The 19,555-nt window shown below is 28.7% G+C and carries 19 protein-coding genes; 14 read left to right on the top strand and 5 right to left on the bottom strand.

Annotation, left to right across the window (positions count from 1 at the left end; translation table 11 throughout):
- The first annotated feature begins 14 nt into the window (after positions 1-14).
- Positions 15-869, top strand: a complete 855-nt coding sequence (locus DR024_RS16730; RefSeq protein ID WP_027097752.1) for a YitT family protein — start codon at positions 15-17, stop codon at positions 867-869.
- 122 nt (positions 870-991) lie between these two features.
- On the opposite strand, the gene DR024_RS16735 is transcribed toward DR024_RS16730, so the two are convergent.
- Complete coding sequence (locus DR024_RS16735; protein WP_172458966.1) at positions 992-3,097, bottom strand: ATP-binding protein; 2,106 nt, start codon at positions 3,095-3,097, stop codon at positions 992-994.
- Between the two features lie 203 nt (positions 3,098-3,300).
- Between DR024_RS16735 and DR024_RS16740 the strand changes: the two genes are divergently transcribed.
- The 3 genes from DR024_RS16740 (at position 3,301) to eno (ending at position 6,867) form a co-directional block, all read left to right on the top strand.
- Positions 3,301-4,593: a TrkH family potassium uptake protein gene (locus DR024_RS16740; RefSeq protein ID WP_027097753.1), complete on the top strand. Its 1,293-nt coding sequence runs from the start codon at positions 3,301-3,303 to the stop codon at positions 4,591-4,593.
- A 9-nt stretch (positions 4,594-4,602) separates the two neighbouring features.
- A complete protein-coding gene (locus DR024_RS16745; protein WP_027097754.1) occupies positions 4,603-5,274 on the top strand; it encodes a potassium channel family protein in 672 nt (223 codons plus the stop codon).
- A gap of 300 nt (positions 5,275-5,574) precedes the next feature.
- Positions 5,575-6,867: a phosphopyruvate hydratase gene (gene eno / locus DR024_RS16750; RefSeq protein WP_027097755.1), complete on the top strand. Its 1,293-nt coding sequence runs from the start codon at positions 5,575-5,577 to the stop codon at positions 6,865-6,867.
- 45 nt (positions 6,868-6,912) lie between these two features.
- Here eno and DR024_RS16755 read toward each other — a convergent pair whose 3' ends face one another.
- Together DR024_RS16755 and DR024_RS16760 are read right to left on the bottom strand one after the other, a co-directional pair.
- Complete coding sequence (locus DR024_RS16755; protein ID WP_055183845.1) at positions 6,913-8,286, bottom strand: sensor histidine kinase; 1,374 nt, start codon at positions 8,284-8,286, stop codon at positions 6,913-6,915.
- Positions 8,276-8,977: a response regulator transcription factor gene (locus tag DR024_RS16760; protein WP_242983116.1), complete on the bottom strand. Its 702-nt coding sequence runs from the start codon at positions 8,975-8,977 to the stop codon at positions 8,276-8,278. Before DR024_RS16760 ends, DR024_RS16755 begins: the two co-directional genes overlap by 11 nt.
- 157 nt (positions 8,978-9,134) lie before the next feature.
- Between DR024_RS16760 and DR024_RS16765 the strand changes: the two genes are divergently transcribed.
- Positions 9,135-10,292: an ABC transporter permease gene (locus tag DR024_RS16765; RefSeq protein WP_055183844.1), complete on the top strand. Its 1,158-nt coding sequence runs from the start codon at positions 9,135-9,137 to the stop codon at positions 10,290-10,292.
- A 9-nt stretch (positions 10,293-10,301) separates the two neighbouring features.
- The gene (locus tag DR024_RS16770) at positions 10,302-10,985 is read left to right on the top strand and encodes an ABC transporter ATP-binding protein (protein WP_027097759.1); all 684 of its coding nucleotides are present in this window, start codon (positions 10,302-10,304) and stop codon (positions 10,983-10,985) included.
- 89 nt (positions 10,986-11,074) lie between these two features.
- On the opposite strand, the gene DR024_RS16775 is transcribed toward DR024_RS16770, so the two are convergent.
- Positions 11,075-11,395 carry a hypothetical protein gene (locus DR024_RS16775; RefSeq protein WP_027097760.1) on the bottom strand — a complete coding sequence of 107 codons (321 nt, stop codon included), beginning with the start codon at positions 11,393-11,395 and terminating at the stop codon, positions 11,075-11,077.
- A 176-nt stretch (positions 11,396-11,571) separates the two neighbouring features.
- Here DR024_RS16775 and DR024_RS16780 point away from each other — a divergent pair, with 176 nt between their 5' ends.
- The 3 genes from DR024_RS16780 to DR024_RS16790 all read left to right on the top strand — a co-directional run bounded on the left by DR024_RS16780 (position 11,572) and on the right by DR024_RS16790 (position 14,609).
- Complete coding sequence (locus tag DR024_RS16780) at positions 11,572-12,204, top strand: pentapeptide repeat-containing protein (RefSeq protein WP_027097761.1); 633 nt, start codon at positions 11,572-11,574, stop codon at positions 12,202-12,204.
- A 72-nt stretch (positions 12,205-12,276) separates the two neighbouring features.
- A complete protein-coding gene (plsY, locus tag DR024_RS16785; RefSeq protein WP_034865941.1) occupies positions 12,277-12,867 on the top strand; it encodes a glycerol-3-phosphate 1-O-acyltransferase PlsY in 591 nt (196 codons plus the stop codon).
- Positions 12,868-13,013: 146 nt separating this feature from the next.
- Complete coding sequence (locus DR024_RS16790) at positions 13,014-14,609, top strand: beta-N-acetylhexosaminidase (protein ID WP_111919361.1); 1,596 nt, start codon at positions 13,014-13,016, stop codon at positions 14,607-14,609.
- A 52-nt stretch (positions 14,610-14,661) separates the two neighbouring features.
- Here the strand turns inward: DR024_RS16790 and DR024_RS16795 are convergent, their stop codons facing one another.
- Positions 14,662-15,855: a coenzyme F420-0:L-glutamate ligase gene (locus DR024_RS16795; protein WP_111919363.1), complete on the bottom strand. Its 1,194-nt coding sequence runs from the start codon at positions 15,853-15,855 to the stop codon at positions 14,662-14,664.
- A gap of 118 nt (positions 15,856-15,973) precedes the next feature.
- On the opposite strand from DR024_RS16795, the gene DR024_RS16800 reads away from it, so the two are divergent.
- From DR024_RS16800 to DR024_RS16820, 5 genes are all read left to right on the top strand, one after another.
- Entirely contained in the window at positions 15,974-16,861 is an 888-nt protein-coding gene (locus DR024_RS16800) for a LysR family transcriptional regulator (protein ID WP_055183840.1), read from the top strand.
- A gap of 69 nt (positions 16,862-16,930) precedes the next feature.
- Complete coding sequence (locus DR024_RS16805; protein WP_027097765.1) at positions 16,931-17,272, top strand: zinc ribbon domain-containing protein YjdM; 342 nt, start codon at positions 16,931-16,933, stop codon at positions 17,270-17,272.
- 166 nt (positions 17,273-17,438) lie between these two features.
- Positions 17,439-17,843: a hypothetical protein gene (locus DR024_RS16810; protein ID WP_055183839.1), complete on the top strand. Its 405-nt coding sequence runs from the start codon at positions 17,439-17,441 to the stop codon at positions 17,841-17,843.
- Positions 17,844-18,222: 379 nt separating this feature from the next.
- On the top strand, positions 18,223-18,807 hold the full coding sequence (locus DR024_RS16815) for a TetR/AcrR family transcriptional regulator (RefSeq protein ID WP_027097767.1): 585 nt from the start codon (positions 18,223-18,225) through the stop codon (positions 18,805-18,807).
- 23 nt (positions 18,808-18,830) lie between these two features.
- On the top strand, positions 18,831-19,367 hold the full coding sequence (locus tag DR024_RS16820) for a flavodoxin family protein (protein ID WP_147589347.1): 537 nt from the start codon (positions 18,831-18,833) through the stop codon (positions 19,365-19,367).
- The last annotated feature ends 188 nt before the right edge of the window (positions 19,368-19,555 follow it).

Below are 19,555 nucleotides of genomic sequence, written 5' to 3' on the forward strand. Positions count from 1 at the left end.
GACGAGGGCTGAAAATGAATAAAAAAGTTTTACAAAGGATAGGAATAATTTTATTATATGGAATACTAGCAGGAATAGGTGTAAATTGCTTTTTAACACCTGCAAAGGTATATTCAGGTGGGGTAACAGGGTTATCTATGCTTTTATCATCAATAGGAAATGACTTTATAGGAGTTAATATTGATATATCTGCTTGGGTATTAATAATTAACTTGCCACTTTTATATTTATCTTGGAAGAAGCTTGGCAACAAATTTACTATATATAGTTTATTAGCTGTAATTTCAGCTTCATTATTTATTAAGGTTATACCAGAGACATTAATAACTGAAAATATTTTCTTAGCTGCAATATTTGGAGGAGCTTTAACTGGAGTAGGATCAGGACTTTGTTTTAGGGCGGGCTTTTCAACAGCTGGAACGGATATAATTGTTTTAGTTGTACAAAAGCTTACAGGTAAATCAGTTGGAGTTATTGGATTTATTTTAAATGGTATTATAGTTTCTCTGGCAGGAATAATGTATGGAATAGAGATGGGGCTTTATAGTTTAGTATCTATATTTGCTACAACAAAGCTTGTGGATATATTCTATGTTCAACAATATAAACTTACAGTAAATATATATACAAGAAAAGAAAAGGAAGTTGTTAAAGCATTATTAGCTAATAATTTAAGGGGTGTTACTGTCCATACTGCATTAAAAGGTGGATATACTAATGATCCTTTATCTTCAATTGTTACTGTAATTTCAAAGCATGAATTACTTTTTATAAAGAAAGTTCTTATGGAGGTTGACGAGGAAGCATTTATTAATGTTCAACCTACCGTAGAAGTTGTAGGAAAGTTTATAGATAAGTCTCTTATATAAGTTAACAAAAGAATTAATTTGGAATATAATATTATAGATAAAATATTTGCATAAAAAGTATGGGGTGTCATATAGTATAAAAATTGGCAGTATAGTTCTTATTACTGCCAATTTTTAATATATTAATTAAATTTATATATATCAGATAGTTCTATGTTAAACCTTTCTACTCTTGAATCAATAGATTTTGTTTTAGAATTGATTTCGTTATTAGTACATTTTTTAATAGGAAGATAAAAAATAAATTCTGTTCCTTCGGTATATTTCTCATTTAAATAAATTTCTCCGTTATGCATCTCTATAATAGATTTTACAATGTTCAAACCAATACCACTACCTTTATTAGAGTTTGTTATTTCATTATTAACTTGAGTGAATCTTTTAAATATATAATGAGAATTTTCTTTTGATATACCAATACCATTATCTTTTACTGAAACATATAGTCTTTTATTTTTCCAATCAGTTGATATAGTTATGTTTATGATTCCATTATCACTTGTATATTTTAGAGAGTTGGATATTAAGTTTAAAATAACTCTTTCAATTTTTTCAGGGTCACAGCATAAGTATACTTCTTCTTCGTCAGTATCAAAAATTATATTTTTACCAAGAGTATGTATATAATCTGAAATAGAAGTTACAATGCTTTCTAAAAAATATACTGCATTTACATTTTCTTTAGATAAATGTATAGCTCCATCTTCTAGTTTTGTTACATCGATTAAATTATTAATTAGACGTAACAGTCGATAAGAATTATGTTTTATGCTTTCTAGATAGTTACAATATTTATTATTAACGCTTGTGGTATCGTTTTCGAAATTTTCTAAAATTAATTGAGAAGCAGATATAATTATATTTAAAGGAGTTTTAAAGTCATGGGACATATTTGCCAAAAACTCAGATTTATGAGTTTCTAAGTTTATTCTATTTTGCAAAGTTAATAATTCATCCATGTTTTTTCCTATAATAAAAATTTGCTTAGTGCTTTTATCATAAGAGTAGCTAAGCTCTATTAGTTTTGTACTATTATCTTTAGCTAATATCTTACAATAGATATGAGTATCGTTACATTTCTCTTTCATTTCACTAATAGAGGGTAATGTATTTTTATAAAAAGGGCTTAATAAAAGATTTAAATTTTTATTTTCTACATCTATATTTGACCATCCTAAAAGTTTTAAAAAGCTATTACTAACTTTTTTTATAATACCATCATCATTAGTGATTATATATAAATCTGTTGATATATTTAGAAAGTATTCAAATTCTTTTTTAATTTCCTCTTTAACTTCTAACTCTTTTTTTAATGAGTTGGTTAGATATAAGTTATCAAGAGATAATATAAGTCGTTTAATTATGCTATTTATGTAATTATTCACAGTAGAATTAAAATTATCTTTAGTAAAATAAACAGTTATAAGTCCTAAAAGATTATGACCAGATACTAGTGGATAAACAGTCATATATTCATTTTTAAACATTCTTTTATAATAAGGGTGATTTAAAATATTATAATTATTCCATAAATAATCTTCTGCTAAACTGAAAGAATTATTAAAGGTACTACAATCTAATAGAATTTCTTCAGCACTATAGTTTAAAGTGAAACAAAGATTCTTTGGAGTTAGTTCTGAAATTCCTAATGCATAGTCTTTTTTTAGCTGGTTTGTAGTATGGTCATATATCCATAGACTAATGCCACTTAGGTTAAGGTTTTTATATATATCAGCAATGTATTCATATATTTCATTAATAGGATTTGAAAGGCTATTTTGCGGGTATGGAATAGTGTAATTGTTATTAAAATCAATATTATGAGCTTTATTATGAAGTTGTACAATCTGACGAATAATAATTAGTGAGTAACATTCTTCATTATTATCTATTATAGGGATTCTATGAACTTTGGTGAAAATAGTAGTATTGTTTATTTTAATTTTCTCCACAACTATAGACTTTTCTTTACTAGCAAAAGCTTTTTTATCATTTTTTTCAGCCTGCATATTACTATAATAGTCTAAGAAGTCTTTAGACGTTTTATTGATTACTCCACTGTTATTTTTTTCTCCAAGTAAATTGCAAAAAGCATTATTGGCATTAATATATTTGCCATTAATGTCTTTTATACATATACAATCTTCAAGATCATTCATAAATAAATTGATGAAATTATAAAATGGATCATATGATAAAGTAGTTATCTTATCTAGCAGTTTAAACATTTTAGTCTCCTCCTTTTTATACCATCTCTTTAATAAAAATAAAGCCATAATTATAGTATCGTATTTTTTGAAATGTATATAAAGAGGTTTTTAAAAAAGTTAACCAACATTTAACATTATATTTTATTTATGGAAACAAACCAGATATATAATAGCATTTAATATTTTAATAATATTAATTATTGTTGAGGAGAGTGTATCGTATGCCGCTAATAAAAAAGATTAGTCCAGGCAGATTAATTGTATTAGGATTTGCACTAGTTATAATTATGGGAACCATATTATTAATGTTACCAATTTCGCTAAATGAAGGAGTAGAAATATCCTTTATAGATGCATTATTTACTTCTACTAGTGCTGTATGTGTAACAGGGTTAATTGCTGTTGATACAGCAGATACATTTAATGTTTTTGGACGAACTGTAGTAGCAATGCTTATTCAAGTTGGTGGACTTGGTGTTACCTCAGTAGGGGTTGGTTTTATACTTCTAGTAGGTAAGAAGGTAAGTATTAAAGGACGTAAAATAATTAAAGAAGCTATGAATTTAGAGAGCATGAAAGGATTAGTGAAAATAGTTAAAGCGGTGCTTTTAATGACTTTACTATTTGAATTAGTAGGAGTAATACTAAGTTACATTGTATTCTCCCAGGATTACGAGCCATTAAAGGCTTTAGGAATAAGTATTTTTCACTCCATTGCTGCATTTAATAATTCTGGATTTGATATATTAGGGGGATTACAAAATCTTATCCCATATCAAAGTAATATTCTTTTAAATTTAACAACATGTTTTCTTATTATCTTTGGCGGTTTAGGTTTTTTAGTAATAAAGGAGATATTTGAAAAAAGATCTTTTAAGAAGTTTTGTCTTCATACAAAGGTTGTATTGTTAATGACTACTTTATTGCTTGTAGTTGGTACCATTCTATTAAAGATGACAGAAAATATATCTTGGCTTGGAGCTTTCTTTTTTAGTACTTCAGCTAGGACAGCAGGATTTAGTACATATAACTTAGGTACATTTACAAATGCGGGGTTATTTACATTGATAATCTTAATGTTTATAGGAGCATCCCCTGGATCAACAGGTGGTGGTGTAAAGACTACTACGGCCTTTATTATAGCTAAGAGTTTGTATGCTAATTCTACTAATAAACACTGTGGAGCATTTAAAAGGAAATTTCCTGTAAGTATAATATGGAAGGCTTTTAATCTTATTATTCTAGCTTTCTTAGTAGTTATAATAGGAACTTTTACTTTATGTATCTTAGAGCCAGAAAATTCATTCATGCAATTACTATTTGAGGTTACAAGTGCCTTTGGAACTGTAGGATTATCTACTGGTATAACGCCACATCTTACCTCATTAAGTAAATTTATTATTGTATTAATTATGTTTATTGGAAGGCTTGGACCTATTACCATGGCAACAATTTGGTATCAAAAGAAGCTTCCAGAAGCACATTACTCAGAAGAGTCTGTAATTATTGGATAGGAGGATTTTATGTTTAAAGAGAATAAATTTATGGAGTATGGAATAATTGGACTTGGTAGGTTTGGGTTTGCTCTAGCAAAAACTTTAATAGAAGCTGGAAAAGAAGTATTAGTTATAGATAGTGATGAGAGCAAAATAAAACAAATAAGGCAATATACAAATAATGCTTTTGTTGTAGAGATACTAGATAGAGAAACATTAGAGGAGACAGGAATACAAAATTGTGAGACAGCAGTTGTATGTATTGGTGAAAAAATGGATGCTAGCATTCTTACAGCTTTAAATTTAATTAATATGGGAATCCCAAGAGTTATAGCAAAGGCAGTAAGTTTTGACCATGGATCTGTGTTAACAAAGATTGGGGCAGAAGTAGTATATCCAGAAAATGATATGGCTATAAGAGTTGCTAATAGACTTTTATATTCAAAGGCTTTAGATTTTATAGAGCTTAACGATGATATAAATATTTGTGAAATGGAGGTTCCTAAAAAACTTGATGGAATTCAAATAAGAGAGTCAAACATCCGAAAAAAGTACAAGCTTAATATTATTGCCATTGAAGGAAAGGGGGGAACCATATTAGAAATATCACCTGATTATATATTAAAGACTGGTGAACTAATAGTAGTTATAGGGAAAAAGAATAATATAACTAGCTTCGAAGAATATTTAGTTGATTAGTAAATACTTTAGGAGAAAGTATACACAGTTGGTATTTAAATAAAAGTATTGACAAAATATTTATACAATAGTATTATCTAGGTGAGAAGAATAATCAATAGTGATTAGTAATTACAATTATGGAAAGGTACAATATTTTTATCAATGTACTTACACACTACATTGACTTAATTGAATACATCATGAATCATATAAATTGTACTGCATAATTATAAATAGTTGGAGGCCTATACACTATGTGTAGGTCTCTTTTGTAAAATAGCTAAATTTTTATTTATATAGATTAAAGGAGTGATATTTATGAAAACTTATGTAGAAATAATCGACATAGTTGGAAGACAAATTTTGGATTCTAGGTGTTTCCCTACTGTAGAGGTTGAAGTTTACTTAGAAGATGGAACAGTAGGAAGAGCAGCTGTACCTTCAGGAGCATCAACAGGTATATACGAAGCTGTGGAATTAAGAGATGGTGACAAAGATAATTATTTAGGAAAGAGCGTAGAAAATGCTGTTAAAAACGTTAATGATATAATTGCAGAAGAATTAATAGGTTGCAATGTATTTGACCAAACATATATTGATAAAATTATGATTGAATTAGATGGTACACCAAATAAAGGAAAGCTTGGTGCTAATGCTATCTTAGGTGTATCTTTAGCATGTGCACAAGCAGCTGCTAACTCATTAGGATTACCTCTTTATAAGTATATTGGAGGAGTTAATGCTAAGACTTTACCAGTGCCAATGATGAACATTATAAATGGTGGTTCACATGCAGACAACTCAGTTGATTTACAAGAATTCATGGTTATGCCAGTAGGGGCTAAAACTTTTTCAGATGCTATGAGAATGTGCGCTACTGTGTACCACACTTTAAAGAAGACATTACATGATAAGGGATATTCAACAGCTATTGGAGATGAAGGTGGATTCGCTCCAAACCTTAAATCAAACGAAGAAGCTATCGAAGTTATTATCGAAGCTATAACTAAGGCTGGATATAAGGCTGGAGAAGATATGTTTATAGCTATCGATGCTGCATCTTCAGAATACTATAAAGATGGTAAGTATGTATTAGAACACGAAGGAAAGACTTTAACTGCTGAAGAAATGGTTGATTTCTTAGAAGCTTGGGTTGATAAGTATCCAATAATTTCAATCGAAGACGGTATGGCTGAAGAAGATTGGGAAGGATGGAAGCTACTTACTGACAGATTAGGTAAGAAGGTTCAATTAGTTGGAGATGACTTATTTGTAACTAACACTGAAAGATTAGAAATGGGAATTGAAAAGGGAGTTGCTAACTCAATTCTTATTAAGCTTAATCAAATCGGTACTTTAACTGAAACTTTAAATGCTATTGAAATGGCTAACAGAGCAGGAATGACTGCAGTAGTTTCTCATAGATCAGGAGAAACTGAAGATACAACAATAGCTGATTTAGTTGTTGCTGTTAATGCAGGACAAATTAAAACTGGTGCACCAGCAAGATCTGAAAGAGTTGCTAAGTACAATCAATTACTTAGAATTGAAGAAGAATTAGAAGATGTAGCTGAATATAGAGGAAGAAAAGCATTTTTCAATATAAAATAGTAAAGAATTTTAAAAGAACTGCCTTAGGCAGTTCTTTTCTTACGTCTATAAAAGTATAGTTATTTTCATTCCGTTACCTTCAAGACTTTCAGCATAAATAGCCCCTGAATGTGCTTCTATTATATCGTGAGCTATTGCCATACCTAATCCAGAACCTTCTATCTGGCTTGATGTATTAGTGCCTCTATAATATCTTTCAAAAATGTATCTTAAGTCTTTTGGGGATACACCTTTGCCATCATCTTTTATTACAATTTTCACCTTAGACTTATTTATTCTTTCAACCTTTACTTCTACATTAACCTTATAGTCGTTATGAAGGAAGGCGTTTATAATTAAATTAATAAAAACTCTTTTAATTAAGTTTTCATCTAAATTAATCTTTATATCTTTCTCATAAAAAGTAAAATTAATTGAGCCATTATTAAATTTGTCATCATTCATTATATCTATTATTACATGTCTTATTAGGGAAATAATATTAACTTCTTTTTTATTTAATAGTAAATTTTTATCTTTAAGATGAGAGGAAAGGTTTAAATCCTCAACTAAATTTTTAATGTAATCAACCTTATTAATAATTATGTTAGAATACCGAATTCTTTGTTCATCATTAATTTTATAATCTTTTACAGACATTATTTCTGCATTTCCCCTAATTGAAGTTAAGGGAGTTTTTATATCATGAGATATATTTGAAATCCATTCTTTTCTCATTTCCTCTAGTTTATTTCTTTCAAGTTCATTAGTATACAGCCTATTTGAAAGTATATTTAGACTTTCTCTAACATCTGAATATATTCCTTTCCCAACATTCTCTATAGAATATTTCCCTTTGGATAGGTTATTAATTCTATGGACTAATCTCTTAATTGGACGGGTAATATGTATTAAATAAATGCAGCTAATAAGTAGTATAAAAATTATAACTATTGCTATAAACAATGGAAAGTTATGAGCTTTAATTAATTGGTCTTTATTATAAGCAAATATTAATCTTTCAACTTTATTAGGATTAAAAAACAAAATAGTAGTATAATCATTTCCTTGGAAATAATTGGAAAATAAAAACATAGTTTGATCTGTATTTGTATATAGATTAATTAAGATTTCATTATTATATTCTTTTGGATAGTCCTTTGGTTTATTATAGCTATAAACTTCCTTATTATTTTTATCTAGTATTTGTAGTTTTACATCATTACTATTTAGTAAAGCTAAACCTTCAGAATCTACATAAATATTATCATTATTATCTAAATGTATATGTGTTTTAAATGAATTAATAAAGTCAGAAGGATAATAGTCTGAAGCAAAGCTATGTTTAACACTTACATCATATAGTCCTATTGTTATGCAAATTAATATTATTGCAATTATAGAAGAAACTATAAATTTTAATGAAGGTTTAAATATCATTTTTACCCTCCTTTATAAATTTATATCCAAGCCCTATTACTGTAGTTATATATTTAGGATTTGAGGGATCCTTTTCAATTTTCTTTCTAAGCTTTCTAATATGAACAGTTATAGTATTGTCATATCCAAAGAAATCTTCACCCCAAACTTCATTACAGATCATCTCTTTACTTAAAATTCTATTAGGATTATCAATAAAGTATAAAAGAAGCTTTAACTCTTTTGCAGTAAATTCTAAAAGGTTACCATCCTTATATACTGTTCCTTTATCTTTATGTATTTCTATATTGTCAAATTTAATTATTTTATTATCATCTATACTGATTTTACTAAAGGTTCTAAGACGAGCTTTAACCCTAAAAGCAACTTCTCTTGCACTAAAAGGTTTTGTAATATAATCATCAGCTCCTAGGGCAAAGCCTAGAAGTCTATCTACTTCTTCTGATTTTGCTGAAAGAAAGAGTATTGGAACTTCACTTATTTTTCTTATTTCTTTAAAAACATCATATCCTATAATGTCTGGAAGCATTATATCTAAAAGTACTATATCATGATTTTCTTTTCTAAATAATTCTATTCCTTCTTTTCCTGAAGTTGCCCTATATATATACTTAAAACCTTCCATTTCTAAAACAGTAGTTAAAATATCTAAAATTTCAATTTCATCATCTATTAATAAAATTTTATTCATTTCAATCATCCTTTGTTTTTTATAAATTATAACATAAATAGTTTTTCCTAAAATATTTATGTAAATTAATTAAGATGGAATTAAGACCATTTTTATTTAGAATAAATATCTCTCCATTAAAGTAGTAGTGACAAAAGAAAAAAGTGAGGGAAAAACAATGAGAAATAATTTTAAAATAGCTTATAGATTTATAAAGTCTAATAAAGCTCAGACAATTTTAATAGCATTAGGTATTGCTTTAGGAGTCACAGTACAACTTTTCTTAGGGTTACTTATTAATAACTTAAATGATAATTTATTAAATAAAACAATAGGTAATACCTCTCAGATAACAGTTTCTTCAAAAGATAAGGGGATATCTAATTATAATGAGATTATATCTAATATAAAAGATAAAGAAGATAAGATTACAAATATAATGGGGGTATTAGATAATCCTGCAATAGTAAAAGAAGGAGATTCTAATAAATCAATTATAGTTAGAGGATTAGATTTATCTAAAGAAAATGATATCTATGATTTAACTAATAAAATAAGTGAAGGTAAATTTCCTGAAAATGAAAATGAAGTGTTAATTGGTAAGGGATTAAGTGAAGATTTAAGTTTAAAAGTGGATGATGAATTAATGTTTTCATCACCTAGCATTGGGGAAAAGAAGGTTAAGGTAACTGGAATAGTTGACTTGAAAGTAAAAGGAATGAATGATTCATGGGTAATTACAACATTAACTAACTCTCAAAATATTTTTTCTAAAGATGGGGAAGTGTCTTCTATAGAAATGAGGATTAATAATGAATATGTTTTTGAGAGTGATGAAATTAGTAAAAGTATATCTTCCTACATTCCTAGTGATTTAGATATTGTAAATTGGAAAGAGGATAATGAAAGTTTATTAGATGCATTAAGTGGACAGAAGACATCAAGTATTACAATACAAGTATTTATTATAATATCTGTAACTATGAGTATTGCTGGAGTGTTAGCTATTTCAGTTATTCAAAAGTCAAAGCAAATAGGAATACTTAAGGCAATGGGAATAAGAAATAGAAGTGCAGCAGCTATTTTTATACTTCAAGGATTAATTTTTGGTGTAGTTGGAGCTTTATCTGGAGGAATATTAGGAATAACCTTATTTAAAATATTCACAGTTATGGTTAAAACATCTGATGGAAGTCCATTAGTTCCAGGAAATATGTATTATGGGTTTATTTTAATGAGCATAGTTATTTCAATTTTAGCAGCAGTTTTAGCTTCAATAATAGCAGCTAAAAAGTCACTTAAATTAGATCCGATAGATATTATAAGAAACAATTAGGAGGAAGTTATGAGTGCATTAGAGCTTAAAAATATAACAAAAGTATATGGAGAAAAAGTAAAAACTAAGGTATTAAATAATACAGATCTAACAATAAACGAAGGAGAATTTGTTTCTATTATAGGACAAAGTGGAAGTGGTAAAAGTACATTGCTAAACATAATGGGAACTTTATCTAAAGGAAGTAGTGGAACACTTTATATTAATGGTATTAATGTAGAAGGTATGAACAAGAATGAACTTGCTGATTTAAGAAATAGTGAACTAGGCTTTATATTTCAGTTTCATTATCTTTTACCTGAATTTACAGTTATTGAAAATATATTAATGCCTTATTCCATATCAGGAAAGAAAGTAAACAAGGAAATCCTAGAAAGGGCTAATGAGCTTATAGATTTAGTAGGATTAACTAAAGTTAAAAATAACATGGCTACAGATTTATCTGGAGGACAGCAACAAAGAGCAGCAATAGCTAGAGCATTAATAAATAGTCCTAAAATAATTTTGGCAGATGAACCAACAGGAAATTTAGATTCAAATACGACTAATGATATATATAATCTACTTAGAGATATTAATAAAAAGTATAATACAACCTTTGTAATAATAACTCATGATAACAGAATAGCTGAAAAGGCAGATAGAGTTATAGAAGTATTAGATGGAAATATAATAAAAGACTATTTAAATTAGTTGAAGAAGTAATAAATCATTGATTTTATTATAAAAAGAGAGGATATTTATTTTGAACAGAATAAGCAAAATAAATACCCTCTCTAATTTTATTGTCTAATCCATTCTACAACACCAGGTGTAAGTGAAGCTAAATCTTCTTTATCAACTTTATTTACAAAAATCATATCTTTTTCTTCTAAGAAGTCTTTTAAGAATGAAACTATTTCTTCAGAGTTCTTATCAGTTTTTACTAAGAAACTTGTAGGCATTAAATGAGCCCATGCTCCTAATGTTTTAATATGTGCTGTTACTTCATAGTCATCACGTTCTTCATGATGATGGTGGTGATGATCATGGTCACCGTGGTTTTCACATCCACAAGAATGAGATTCTTCTTTTAAATAATAAGTTATTAAATATGTATTCATTTTTGTACCTACCTTTAATTAATGTTTAAATTAATAATAATATAGATAGCTTTTAAATGCTAGTTAAATATAAAATAAATAATTGGCATCTGCACCATGTAGGAGTATAATATCTAAGGAATTATATAAAGTAGACTAGCTTAATAAAGAATTTATATAGATAGTAGGAGAGGTATATGGTTAAGATACAGAAGCCTAAATTTATAAATTTAGAAGATGTTCAAGATTTTTATGATGAAGTTATATATGCAGAAGAAATAGTAAGTAAGATTGTTGAGGGATATTCTATAGAAGGAAAAAATGAACGAGGATTAACTATAGATTCATGCAAGTTTAAAAATGTTGTATTTACAAATTGTTCTTTTGAAAATCTTGATTTAATAGATACTAGATTTGAAAGCTGTGATTTATCAAATGTTAACTTAAGTAATAGTGGAATTCATAGAGTAGAATTTGTAAATTGTAAGCTTGTTGGTACAAGGTTTGATGAAAGTAATATAAAGGATGTACTAATTAAAGATTCTATAGGAAGATATTCTAATTTCTCTTTTTCAAAAGTAAATGGGATGAATATATTAAATAGTGATTTTGAAGAAGCAACCTTTCAAGAGGTTAAACATAAGAAGTTATCAGTTGAGGAAAGTAGTTTTATAAATGCATATTGTAACAAAACTTCCTTTGAAAAGGTGGATTTAACCTCCTGTGACATAGATGGTATAAATGTAGATATTGAAGATGTTAGGGGAGCTATTGTTACAACGATGCAAGCGTTACATCTAACAAAGTTATTAAATTTGCAAATTAAATAGGATTTTTAACTGACTATAAGCGCAAATTTTGTTATAATAAGACGAAAAAAACTAAGACAGATGGAGGAGTTTATGACAATATTAAGTATTATTGCTTCATTTTTTATAGGGGCTATACCTACAGGATTTATTTTAGCTAAGAAGTTTAAGGGAGTAGATATAAGAACTGAAGGTAGTGGAAATATTGGTTCGACAAATGTTAGAAGAGTATTAGGTCATAAATTGGCAGTAGCAACACAGGTTATTGATGTATTAAAGGGGCTTGTACCTGTAGCAATAGCAATAGGGATACATAAAAGTGGACTTATAGATATGGATTATTCTCTATATGTATCATTAGTAGCATTAGCTTCTATACTAGGACATAATTTTACACCTTTTCTATCTTTTAAGGGAGGAAAGGGAGTTAACACAACTCTAGGATCTTTCTTTTTATTAAGTCCTTTATCAGTAGTAGTAGGAGTAGCTACTTATTTTATATTAAAGTATTTTACTAAAATAGTATCTATTAGGTCTATAGCTCTTGGAATATCTATGCCAATCACTTGTTTATTAACAGGAGCAGATATGACAATTACAATTTCAGCGTTTTTATCTACACTATTATTAATTGTAAGGCATAAATCAAATATTATTAGAATAATGAATGGTACTGAAAAATAATAAGGTATAGTAATAAACCACCTAATTTTAGGTGGTTTTTAATTTAAGGAAACTACTACTATATACAATATTTTAGGATATTAGTGTATATTGATTATATGGAAGCAATAGGAATTTATAATGAGTAATTTCAAAGGGGGGAGGTTATGAGTGGGAAATTCAAAAGTAACTTTAATATTTCAACTTTATGCTTATTTTTTGGGGTAATACTAATATTTAATTTTATAGGTTGTGCAGATAATAATGAACTAACTGTTAAGGAAACACCTAAGTTAGATAATTATATTCTACCTAAACCTTTAAGTTATAAAAAAGGAGAAGGGGAATTTTCATTATCAAAGGATACAATTATATATGTAAAAGGAAATAGTGAAGAAGAAACAGAAGAGATATATAAGATAGGGAAGTATTTTAAAGATAAGATTAAACCATCTACAGACTTTGAACTAATTATTCATAAGTCATTAGGTGAAATGAATAATAGTATAACATTAACTACTGTAAATGGGGAAAAAAACTTAGGTGATGAGGGATACAAGTTATTTGTAACAGAGAAAGGGATTGAAATTGTTGCATACTCACCTGAAGGAATATTTAGAGGAATACAAAGTTTAAGACAGCTATTACCAGTAGAGATAGAGTCAAGGGAGGTTGTAAAAAATCATCATTGGAGCATTCCTTTTGTAGAAATAGAGGACATGCCAGAATATGAATACAGAGGGATAATGATAGATGTAGCAAGGCACTTTTTTCCTGTTGAAGACATAAAGCGGCAGATAGATTTAGTGGCTCAATATAAAATTAATAAGCTTCATTTACATTTAAGTGATGATCAAGGGTGGAGGTTAGAAATTAAAAAGTGGCCTGATTTAACTAATATTGGCTCTAAAAGTGAGGTTGGTGGAGGAAAAGGTGGTTATTACACTCAAGATGATTTTAAGGAAATAGTTAAATATGCTGCTGATAGATATATTGAGGTTATACCAGAATTTGATATGCCGGGTCATACAAATTCTGCGTTAGCATCCTATGGGTTCTTAAATTCTGATGGTAAGAAGAAGGAGCATTATACAGGTATAGATATTGGATTTAGTTCTTTAATGTGTAGAGATGAGAAAACTTATAAATTTATTGAAGATATAATAAGGGAAGTTTCAGAAATATCACCTTCTAAATACATTCATATAGGTGGTGATGAGGCTGATAGTACATCAAAAGAAGATTATAAGTATTTTATGGGTAGAGTTTCTAAAATAGTAGAGAATCACGGAAAAGTTCCAATTGGATGGGATCCAGCAGATACATCAGAAGATATATCTTCTAACTTCATTCTTCAAAACTGGTCTGGTTCTAATAAGGTAGCAAGGGAAAAGAATTTAAAAATGATAATTTCAATAGCTAAAAAATCATATTTAGATATGAAGTATCATGAAGATATAAAGCTTGGGTTAAAATGGGCTGGATATATTTCAATAATTAAAGGATATGATTGGGATCCTACTAATTGTGCTCCTAAGGAGTTGATTTTAGAAATTGAAGCTCCTCTTTGGAGTGAAACCTTAAGAAATCAAGAGGATATGGATTATATGATTTACCCAAGAGTCTTAGGATATGCAGAAATAGGATGGACTCCTAAAGAAGGTAGAAATACTGGAGAATATATTCAAAGAATGAAAGAAAATGCAAAGAGATTAGAACTTCAGGGAGTTAATTATTATAAAGATCCAAGCCTTTGGAAATAAGAAATAAAAGGGTTAAATTCTCATTGTGAGAATTTAACCCTTAATTATTATACTATTTAGTATAGTTATCAAAATATCCTTGGATGTATATAATAGGAGTTCCTTTATCACCACTACCAGATGTTAAATCAGATAAAGAACCTATTAAATCAGTAAGTCTTCTTGGAGTTGTTCCTTGAGAAGCCATATTACCAACTAAGTCTGCATCCTTATTCTTAATGTATTCAGATATAGCCTTCTTTAATTCTTCACCCTTTAAATCAGCGAAATCATTATCAGCAAGGTATTTTAATTTAATTTCATTTGGAGTTCCTTCTAATCCAGCAGTATAAGCAGGAGATACAACTGGGTCAGCAAGTTCCCATATTTTACCTACAGGATCCTTGAAAGCACCATCTCCATAAACCATAACTTCAACTTCTTTTCCTGTCTTTTCTTTTAATAGAGCTTGAATTTTATCAACTATTGGTTGACAGTTACGAGGGAAAAGCTTAACTTTGTCTTCTGTAGATTTGTTAGAACCTAAAAGACCATAAGCTTCATTACATCCACTTCCATCAATTGATTCTGATAATATGTTATCAAGACTGTATATCTTTTCTCCACCATTAGCCTTTAAGATTCTCTTAGTTCTAAATCTTGAGTGAATATCACAAGCTAGTACACTCTTTGTATAATTTAAAATTGTCTTTGCATCATTAGAGAAGATTACTTCACATTCTACACCATATTCTTCAATTAATGACTTGTAGTATTCAACATAGTCAACACCAGTGAAAGGATGCTTATTATATCCAAATAGCTCACGGAATTTTGCTTCTGTTAAAACATCAGTCCATGGGTTAACTCCCTTTTCATCTAACATGTCTAAATCAACTAAGTGATTACCAACTTCATCAGAAGGGTAGCTAAGCATAAGAACTATTTTCTTATGAGCTCCTTTAGCAATTCCTCTTAAGCATATAGCAAAACGGTTACGGCTAAGAATTGGGAATATAACACCTATTGTATCTTCACTAAATTTAGCTTGTACATCCTTAGCTATATTATCTATTGAAGCATAGTTACCTTGAGCACGAGCTACTATTGATTCAGTAACTGTAACTACATCCTTATCTTGAATTTCAAATCCTTCAACTTCAGATGCTTTTAATACGCTTTCAACAACTATATTTTCAATACTGTCACCTTCTTTAATAATAGGGCAACGTAACCCTCTAACAACAGTTCCTACTACTCTTTCCACTATACAATCTCCCCTTATTCAAAAAATATAATAATTATTTCCATATGCTTGTAATATACTCCATATAATGATATAAGTAAAATAAATAGATTAAATAGTAGGTATAAGGAGTGCTTATATGATTACAAAGTTAGATTTATATAAAGTATTTAGCCAAGTAGTAAAAAGTAAAAGTTTTTCTAAAGCAGCTAAAGAATTGTATATGACACAGCCAGCTGTTAGCCAAGCTATAATGGCCCTTGAAAGAGAGTTGGATATAAGATTGTTTAATAGAACTCCTAAGGGAGTATCTCTTACTAATGAGGGGAGTTTATTATTTGAATATATTAATTCAGCAATGAATTTAATAAAACTTGGTGAAGAAAAGATATTAGAGTTTCAGAACCTTGCAATTGGAGAGTTAAAGATTGGAGTGGGAGATACAATATCTAAATATTTTCTAGTACCTTTTTTAGAAAAGTTTCATAATAAATATCCTAATATAAAGTTTAAAATTAACAATAGTACAACATTAGAACTTTGTGAATTATTAAAATCAGGAGATATTGATATTGCTATATGTAATCTTCCTATAGAAGATCCTTCAATTGAATCCAGTTCTTGCTTTGAAGTAGGTGATATTTTTATATGTGGTGAAAAATTTAAGCATTTATCAAGAGAAAGTATAGAATTTAGTGAGATATGTAAATATCCTTTAATATTTTTAGAGCCTAATTCTAATTCAAGAAAGTATGTTGAAAAGTTTTTGCTATCTAAGGGTGTTAAAATATCTCCAGAGTTTGAGCTTGGCTCATATGATTTACTTTTAGAATTTGCAAAGATAAATTTAGGGGTAGCATGTGTTGTAAAAGAATTCACTAAGGAATATTTAGATGAAGGTACTATATACCAAGTGAAATTGAAAGAAGATATTCCAAGAAGAAGTATAGGTATTTGTCATTTGAAAAGTGTTCCTATGTCTATAGCCTCAACTAAGTTTGTTGAAATAATTAATAATGGCATATAGAATTGTAAATAACATAATACTATGATATTATAAAATCTCAATATAAGATACGAAGGAGAAATGTAGATTATGAGCGATTTTCCAAATTGTCCAAAATGTAATTCTGAATACACTTATGAGGATGGAAGTCTTTTTGTTTGTCCAGAATGTGCTCATGAATGGAGTAAAGAAGGAAACAATGAAGCTAGCGAGGATGTTTTAGTTGTTAAAGATTCTAATGGAAACATTTTAAGTGATGGAGATACTGTAACAATAATTAAGGACCTTAAAGTAAAAGGTGCATCATCTGCTTTAAAAAAGGGAACTAAGGTTAAAAACATAAAATTAGTAGAAGGTGACCACAATATAGATTGTAAGATTGATGGATTTGGTGCTATGAGTCTTAAATCTGAATTTGTAAAAAAACTTTAGTATAAAAATTAACTGGACAAAACAGATGTCCAGTTAATTTTTTGTTTTATATACATAAAATGATGAAAGTAGAGATATTAATTGAATTTTATACATTTTACTCTTTAACGTAAGGTGTAATTTGGAATATAATAATATAAAGTACATTTTTTGAAAGGTGATGAATATGGGGTTAGGTAAATTTGTAAAGAATACAATAAATGTTGTTGGTACTGCTGCTAAGGTTGGGGTTGAACTTGGGGCTGATGCTGTTGGTGCAATAGCAGAAAAGATTGATGATAACCCAGAGAGCAAGGAAAAATATCAAAACATGGGAAAGAAGCTTGGTGCTAATATTAAGAGTGGTGCAAGTAAAATAGCTGATACTTCATTAGATGTGGTTGATAATGCAGTAGAATCAGGAAGTAAAATCTGCAAGAATATTGGAGATGGAATAAGTGAAAAGATAAGCTCTGTTAAGACAAAAACAACAGATGCAAAAAAAGGTACTGTTGTTAAGAATGTAGATTTTGAAGAAGTAAAAGAAGAAGGAAATTACGGAACTATTAATTTGGATAATGAAGATAGGTAAAAAGGTAATCTAGATACTTAGGATAAAATAGAGAAGGTAAAAAGGATGTGGAAGAAACGCTGCTTGTGCTAGTGTTTCTTCTTTTTTACCGTCTAGTAAATTATAAAATTTCAATTAGCTATAAATCAAAGGTATTATTATATTTTCATATTAAAAAATATAAAATAAAGGATAGTAATTTTATAATTTCCTTAACTTTAGTACGCGTGGGGTGGATATTTGTTTCCATGTGACTTGGAGCTTGCTACGGAACAAGGGAAATAAATATCCGCCACACCTTTTTTATAAAATGAATGTTGCAGTGTGCGGAAGATAATGGTAATATAAAAACATAACAATGTTATTAAAAATAATTACGATATAAGAAGAGGAAAAGTGAATGGGAAGAGAAGGACAAAGTAAGAGAAGTGAACGTATTAAGCAAGAGATATTAAATACAGCTATGGAAATAGGGATAGAAGAAGGATTTGAAGCTCTAACAGTTAGAAAAATAAGTGATAGGATGGATTATACAACAGGAGTTATATACCATCACTTTAAGGATAAGCAAGAAATAATTGATGAGATTCAAAAAAATGCTAACTTAGAGATGAAGAAAAGAATTTTAGCAGTACTAAAGCCAGATAGGGGATTTATAGAGAATGCTACTAGAGTTTTTCATAGCGTAATGGAATTAGCCATTAATGAAAGGGAAAGATACAATCTTATTGTTTTGGATAAGTATTCTACAAATAAGAATGAAGAGAATAGTCAATTTCTTCAGCTACTAGAAGCTAATATTGAAAAGGGGATAGAGCTTAGAGAAATCAAAAAGGTAGATGTGAAGAAAACAGCCATTTGTATCTGGAGTTCATTTTTAGGCTTCAATTTAATTATGAGTAAAACTAATGGTATAACTATGGAAGAAGCTGAAGAGTTATTTAAGGTTCAAACATCATTAATTTTTGGTGGATTAAAAAAATAAGGGAGAGAAGGGAATTGAAAAGAATGGGAAAAGTTATTTTAATTATTTTAGGTGTTTTAATTGTACTGTTTATTGCAGCTATGTTATTTTTCAAGAGCTATTTAAATCTTAACACTAAAGAATTAAGTCCAAATGAAAAGATGTTAAATGGAAACACTGATAAGAAAGCTTTAGTACTATATCAAAAATCAAAGCATGATACTGCTACTAATATTACTATGGCATTAGCTGAAGAGTTAAACCAAAATGGATACACTGTAGTTATAAATCATCCATCCTCAGAATTGAATTATAATGTTGATGATTATGATCTTTTAGTATTTGGTAGTGCTGTATATATGGGAACAATATCAGGGCCATTACAAAAATATATGAATAATGCTCCTTTAGAAGGGAAGGACGTTATAGTTTATTCTGTTGGAGGTTCACTGGATGAAAAGCAGGAATTGGAATTGCTGAAAGGTAAAGCTTCTAGAGCAAAGAGCGTTAAGGGTATCAAAGTGTCTAAGGGACAAGAGGAGGTAATAAAAAGCTTTATAGAAAAGTGCATAAACAAATAAATATGTAAATATATATTTTTATAAATATATCAATATATAAATATGGGAAGCTCTAGAATTACGCTAGGGCTTTTCGTTTTATATTTAGGAAATTGTAATTGGAATTAAACTGTGATAGTTTCAAAATTATATTACTAATGAAGTTTCTTATTTATAAAATCACAAAGTAGTTTGGAAAACATTATGTG

This window comes from Clostridium paraputrificum (assembly GCF_900447045.1).
GTDB classification, from domain to species: Bacteria; Bacillota; Clostridia; order Clostridiales; family Clostridiaceae; genus Clostridium; species Clostridium paraputrificum.

Coding starts and splice junctions, on each gene's coding strand:
- plsY (WP_034865941.1), top strand. CDS start 12,277: ATGACAATATTAAGTATTATTGCTTCATTTTTTATAGGGGCTATACCT.
- DR024_RS16765 (WP_055183844.1), top strand. CDS start 9,135: ATGAGAAATAATTTTAAAATAGCTTATAGATTTATAAAGTCTAATAAA.
- DR024_RS16755 (WP_055183845.1), bottom strand. CDS start 8,286: ATGATATTTAAACCTTCATTAAAATTTATAGTTTCTTCTATAATTGCA.
- DR024_RS16735 (WP_172458966.1), bottom strand. CDS start 3,097: ATGTTTAAACTGCTAGATAAGATAACTACTTTATCATATGATCCATTT.
- eno (WP_027097755.1), top strand. CDS start 5,575: ATGAAAACTTATGTAGAAATAATCGACATAGTTGGAAGACAAATTTTG.
- DR024_RS16740 (WP_027097753.1), top strand. CDS start 3,301: ATGCCGCTAATAAAAAAGATTAGTCCAGGCAGATTAATTGTATTAGGA.
- DR024_RS16770 (WP_027097759.1), top strand. CDS start 10,302: ATGAGTGCATTAGAGCTTAAAAATATAACAAAAGTATATGGAGAAAAA.
- DR024_RS16780 (WP_027097761.1), top strand. CDS start 11,572: ATGGTTAAGATACAGAAGCCTAAATTTATAAATTTAGAAGATGTTCAA.
- DR024_RS16810 (WP_055183839.1), top strand. CDS start 17,439: ATGGGGTTAGGTAAATTTGTAAAGAATACAATAAATGTTGTTGGTACT.
- DR024_RS16790 (WP_111919361.1), top strand. CDS start 13,014: ATGAGTGGGAAATTCAAAAGTAACTTTAATATTTCAACTTTATGCTTA.
- DR024_RS16745 (WP_027097754.1), top strand. CDS start 4,603: ATGTTTAAAGAGAATAAATTTATGGAGTATGGAATAATTGGACTTGGT.
- DR024_RS16815 (WP_027097767.1), top strand. CDS start 18,223: ATGGGAAGAGAAGGACAAAGTAAGAGAAGTGAACGTATTAAGCAAGAG.
- DR024_RS16800 (WP_055183840.1), top strand. CDS start 15,974: ATGATTACAAAGTTAGATTTATATAAAGTATTTAGCCAAGTAGTAAAA.
- DR024_RS16820 (WP_147589347.1), top strand. CDS start 18,831: ATGGGAAAAGTTATTTTAATTATTTTAGGTGTTTTAATTGTACTGTTT.
- DR024_RS16805 (WP_027097765.1), top strand. CDS start 16,931: ATGAGCGATTTTCCAAATTGTCCAAAATGTAATTCTGAATACACTTAT.
- DR024_RS16730 (WP_027097752.1), top strand. CDS start 15: ATGAATAAAAAAGTTTTACAAAGGATAGGAATAATTTTATTATATGGA.
- DR024_RS16760 (WP_242983116.1), bottom strand. CDS start 8,977: ATGAATAAAATTTTATTAATAGATGATGAAATTGAAATTTTAGATATT.
- DR024_RS16775 (WP_027097760.1), bottom strand. CDS start 11,395: ATGAATACATATTTAATAACTTATTATTTAAAAGAAGAATCTCATTCT.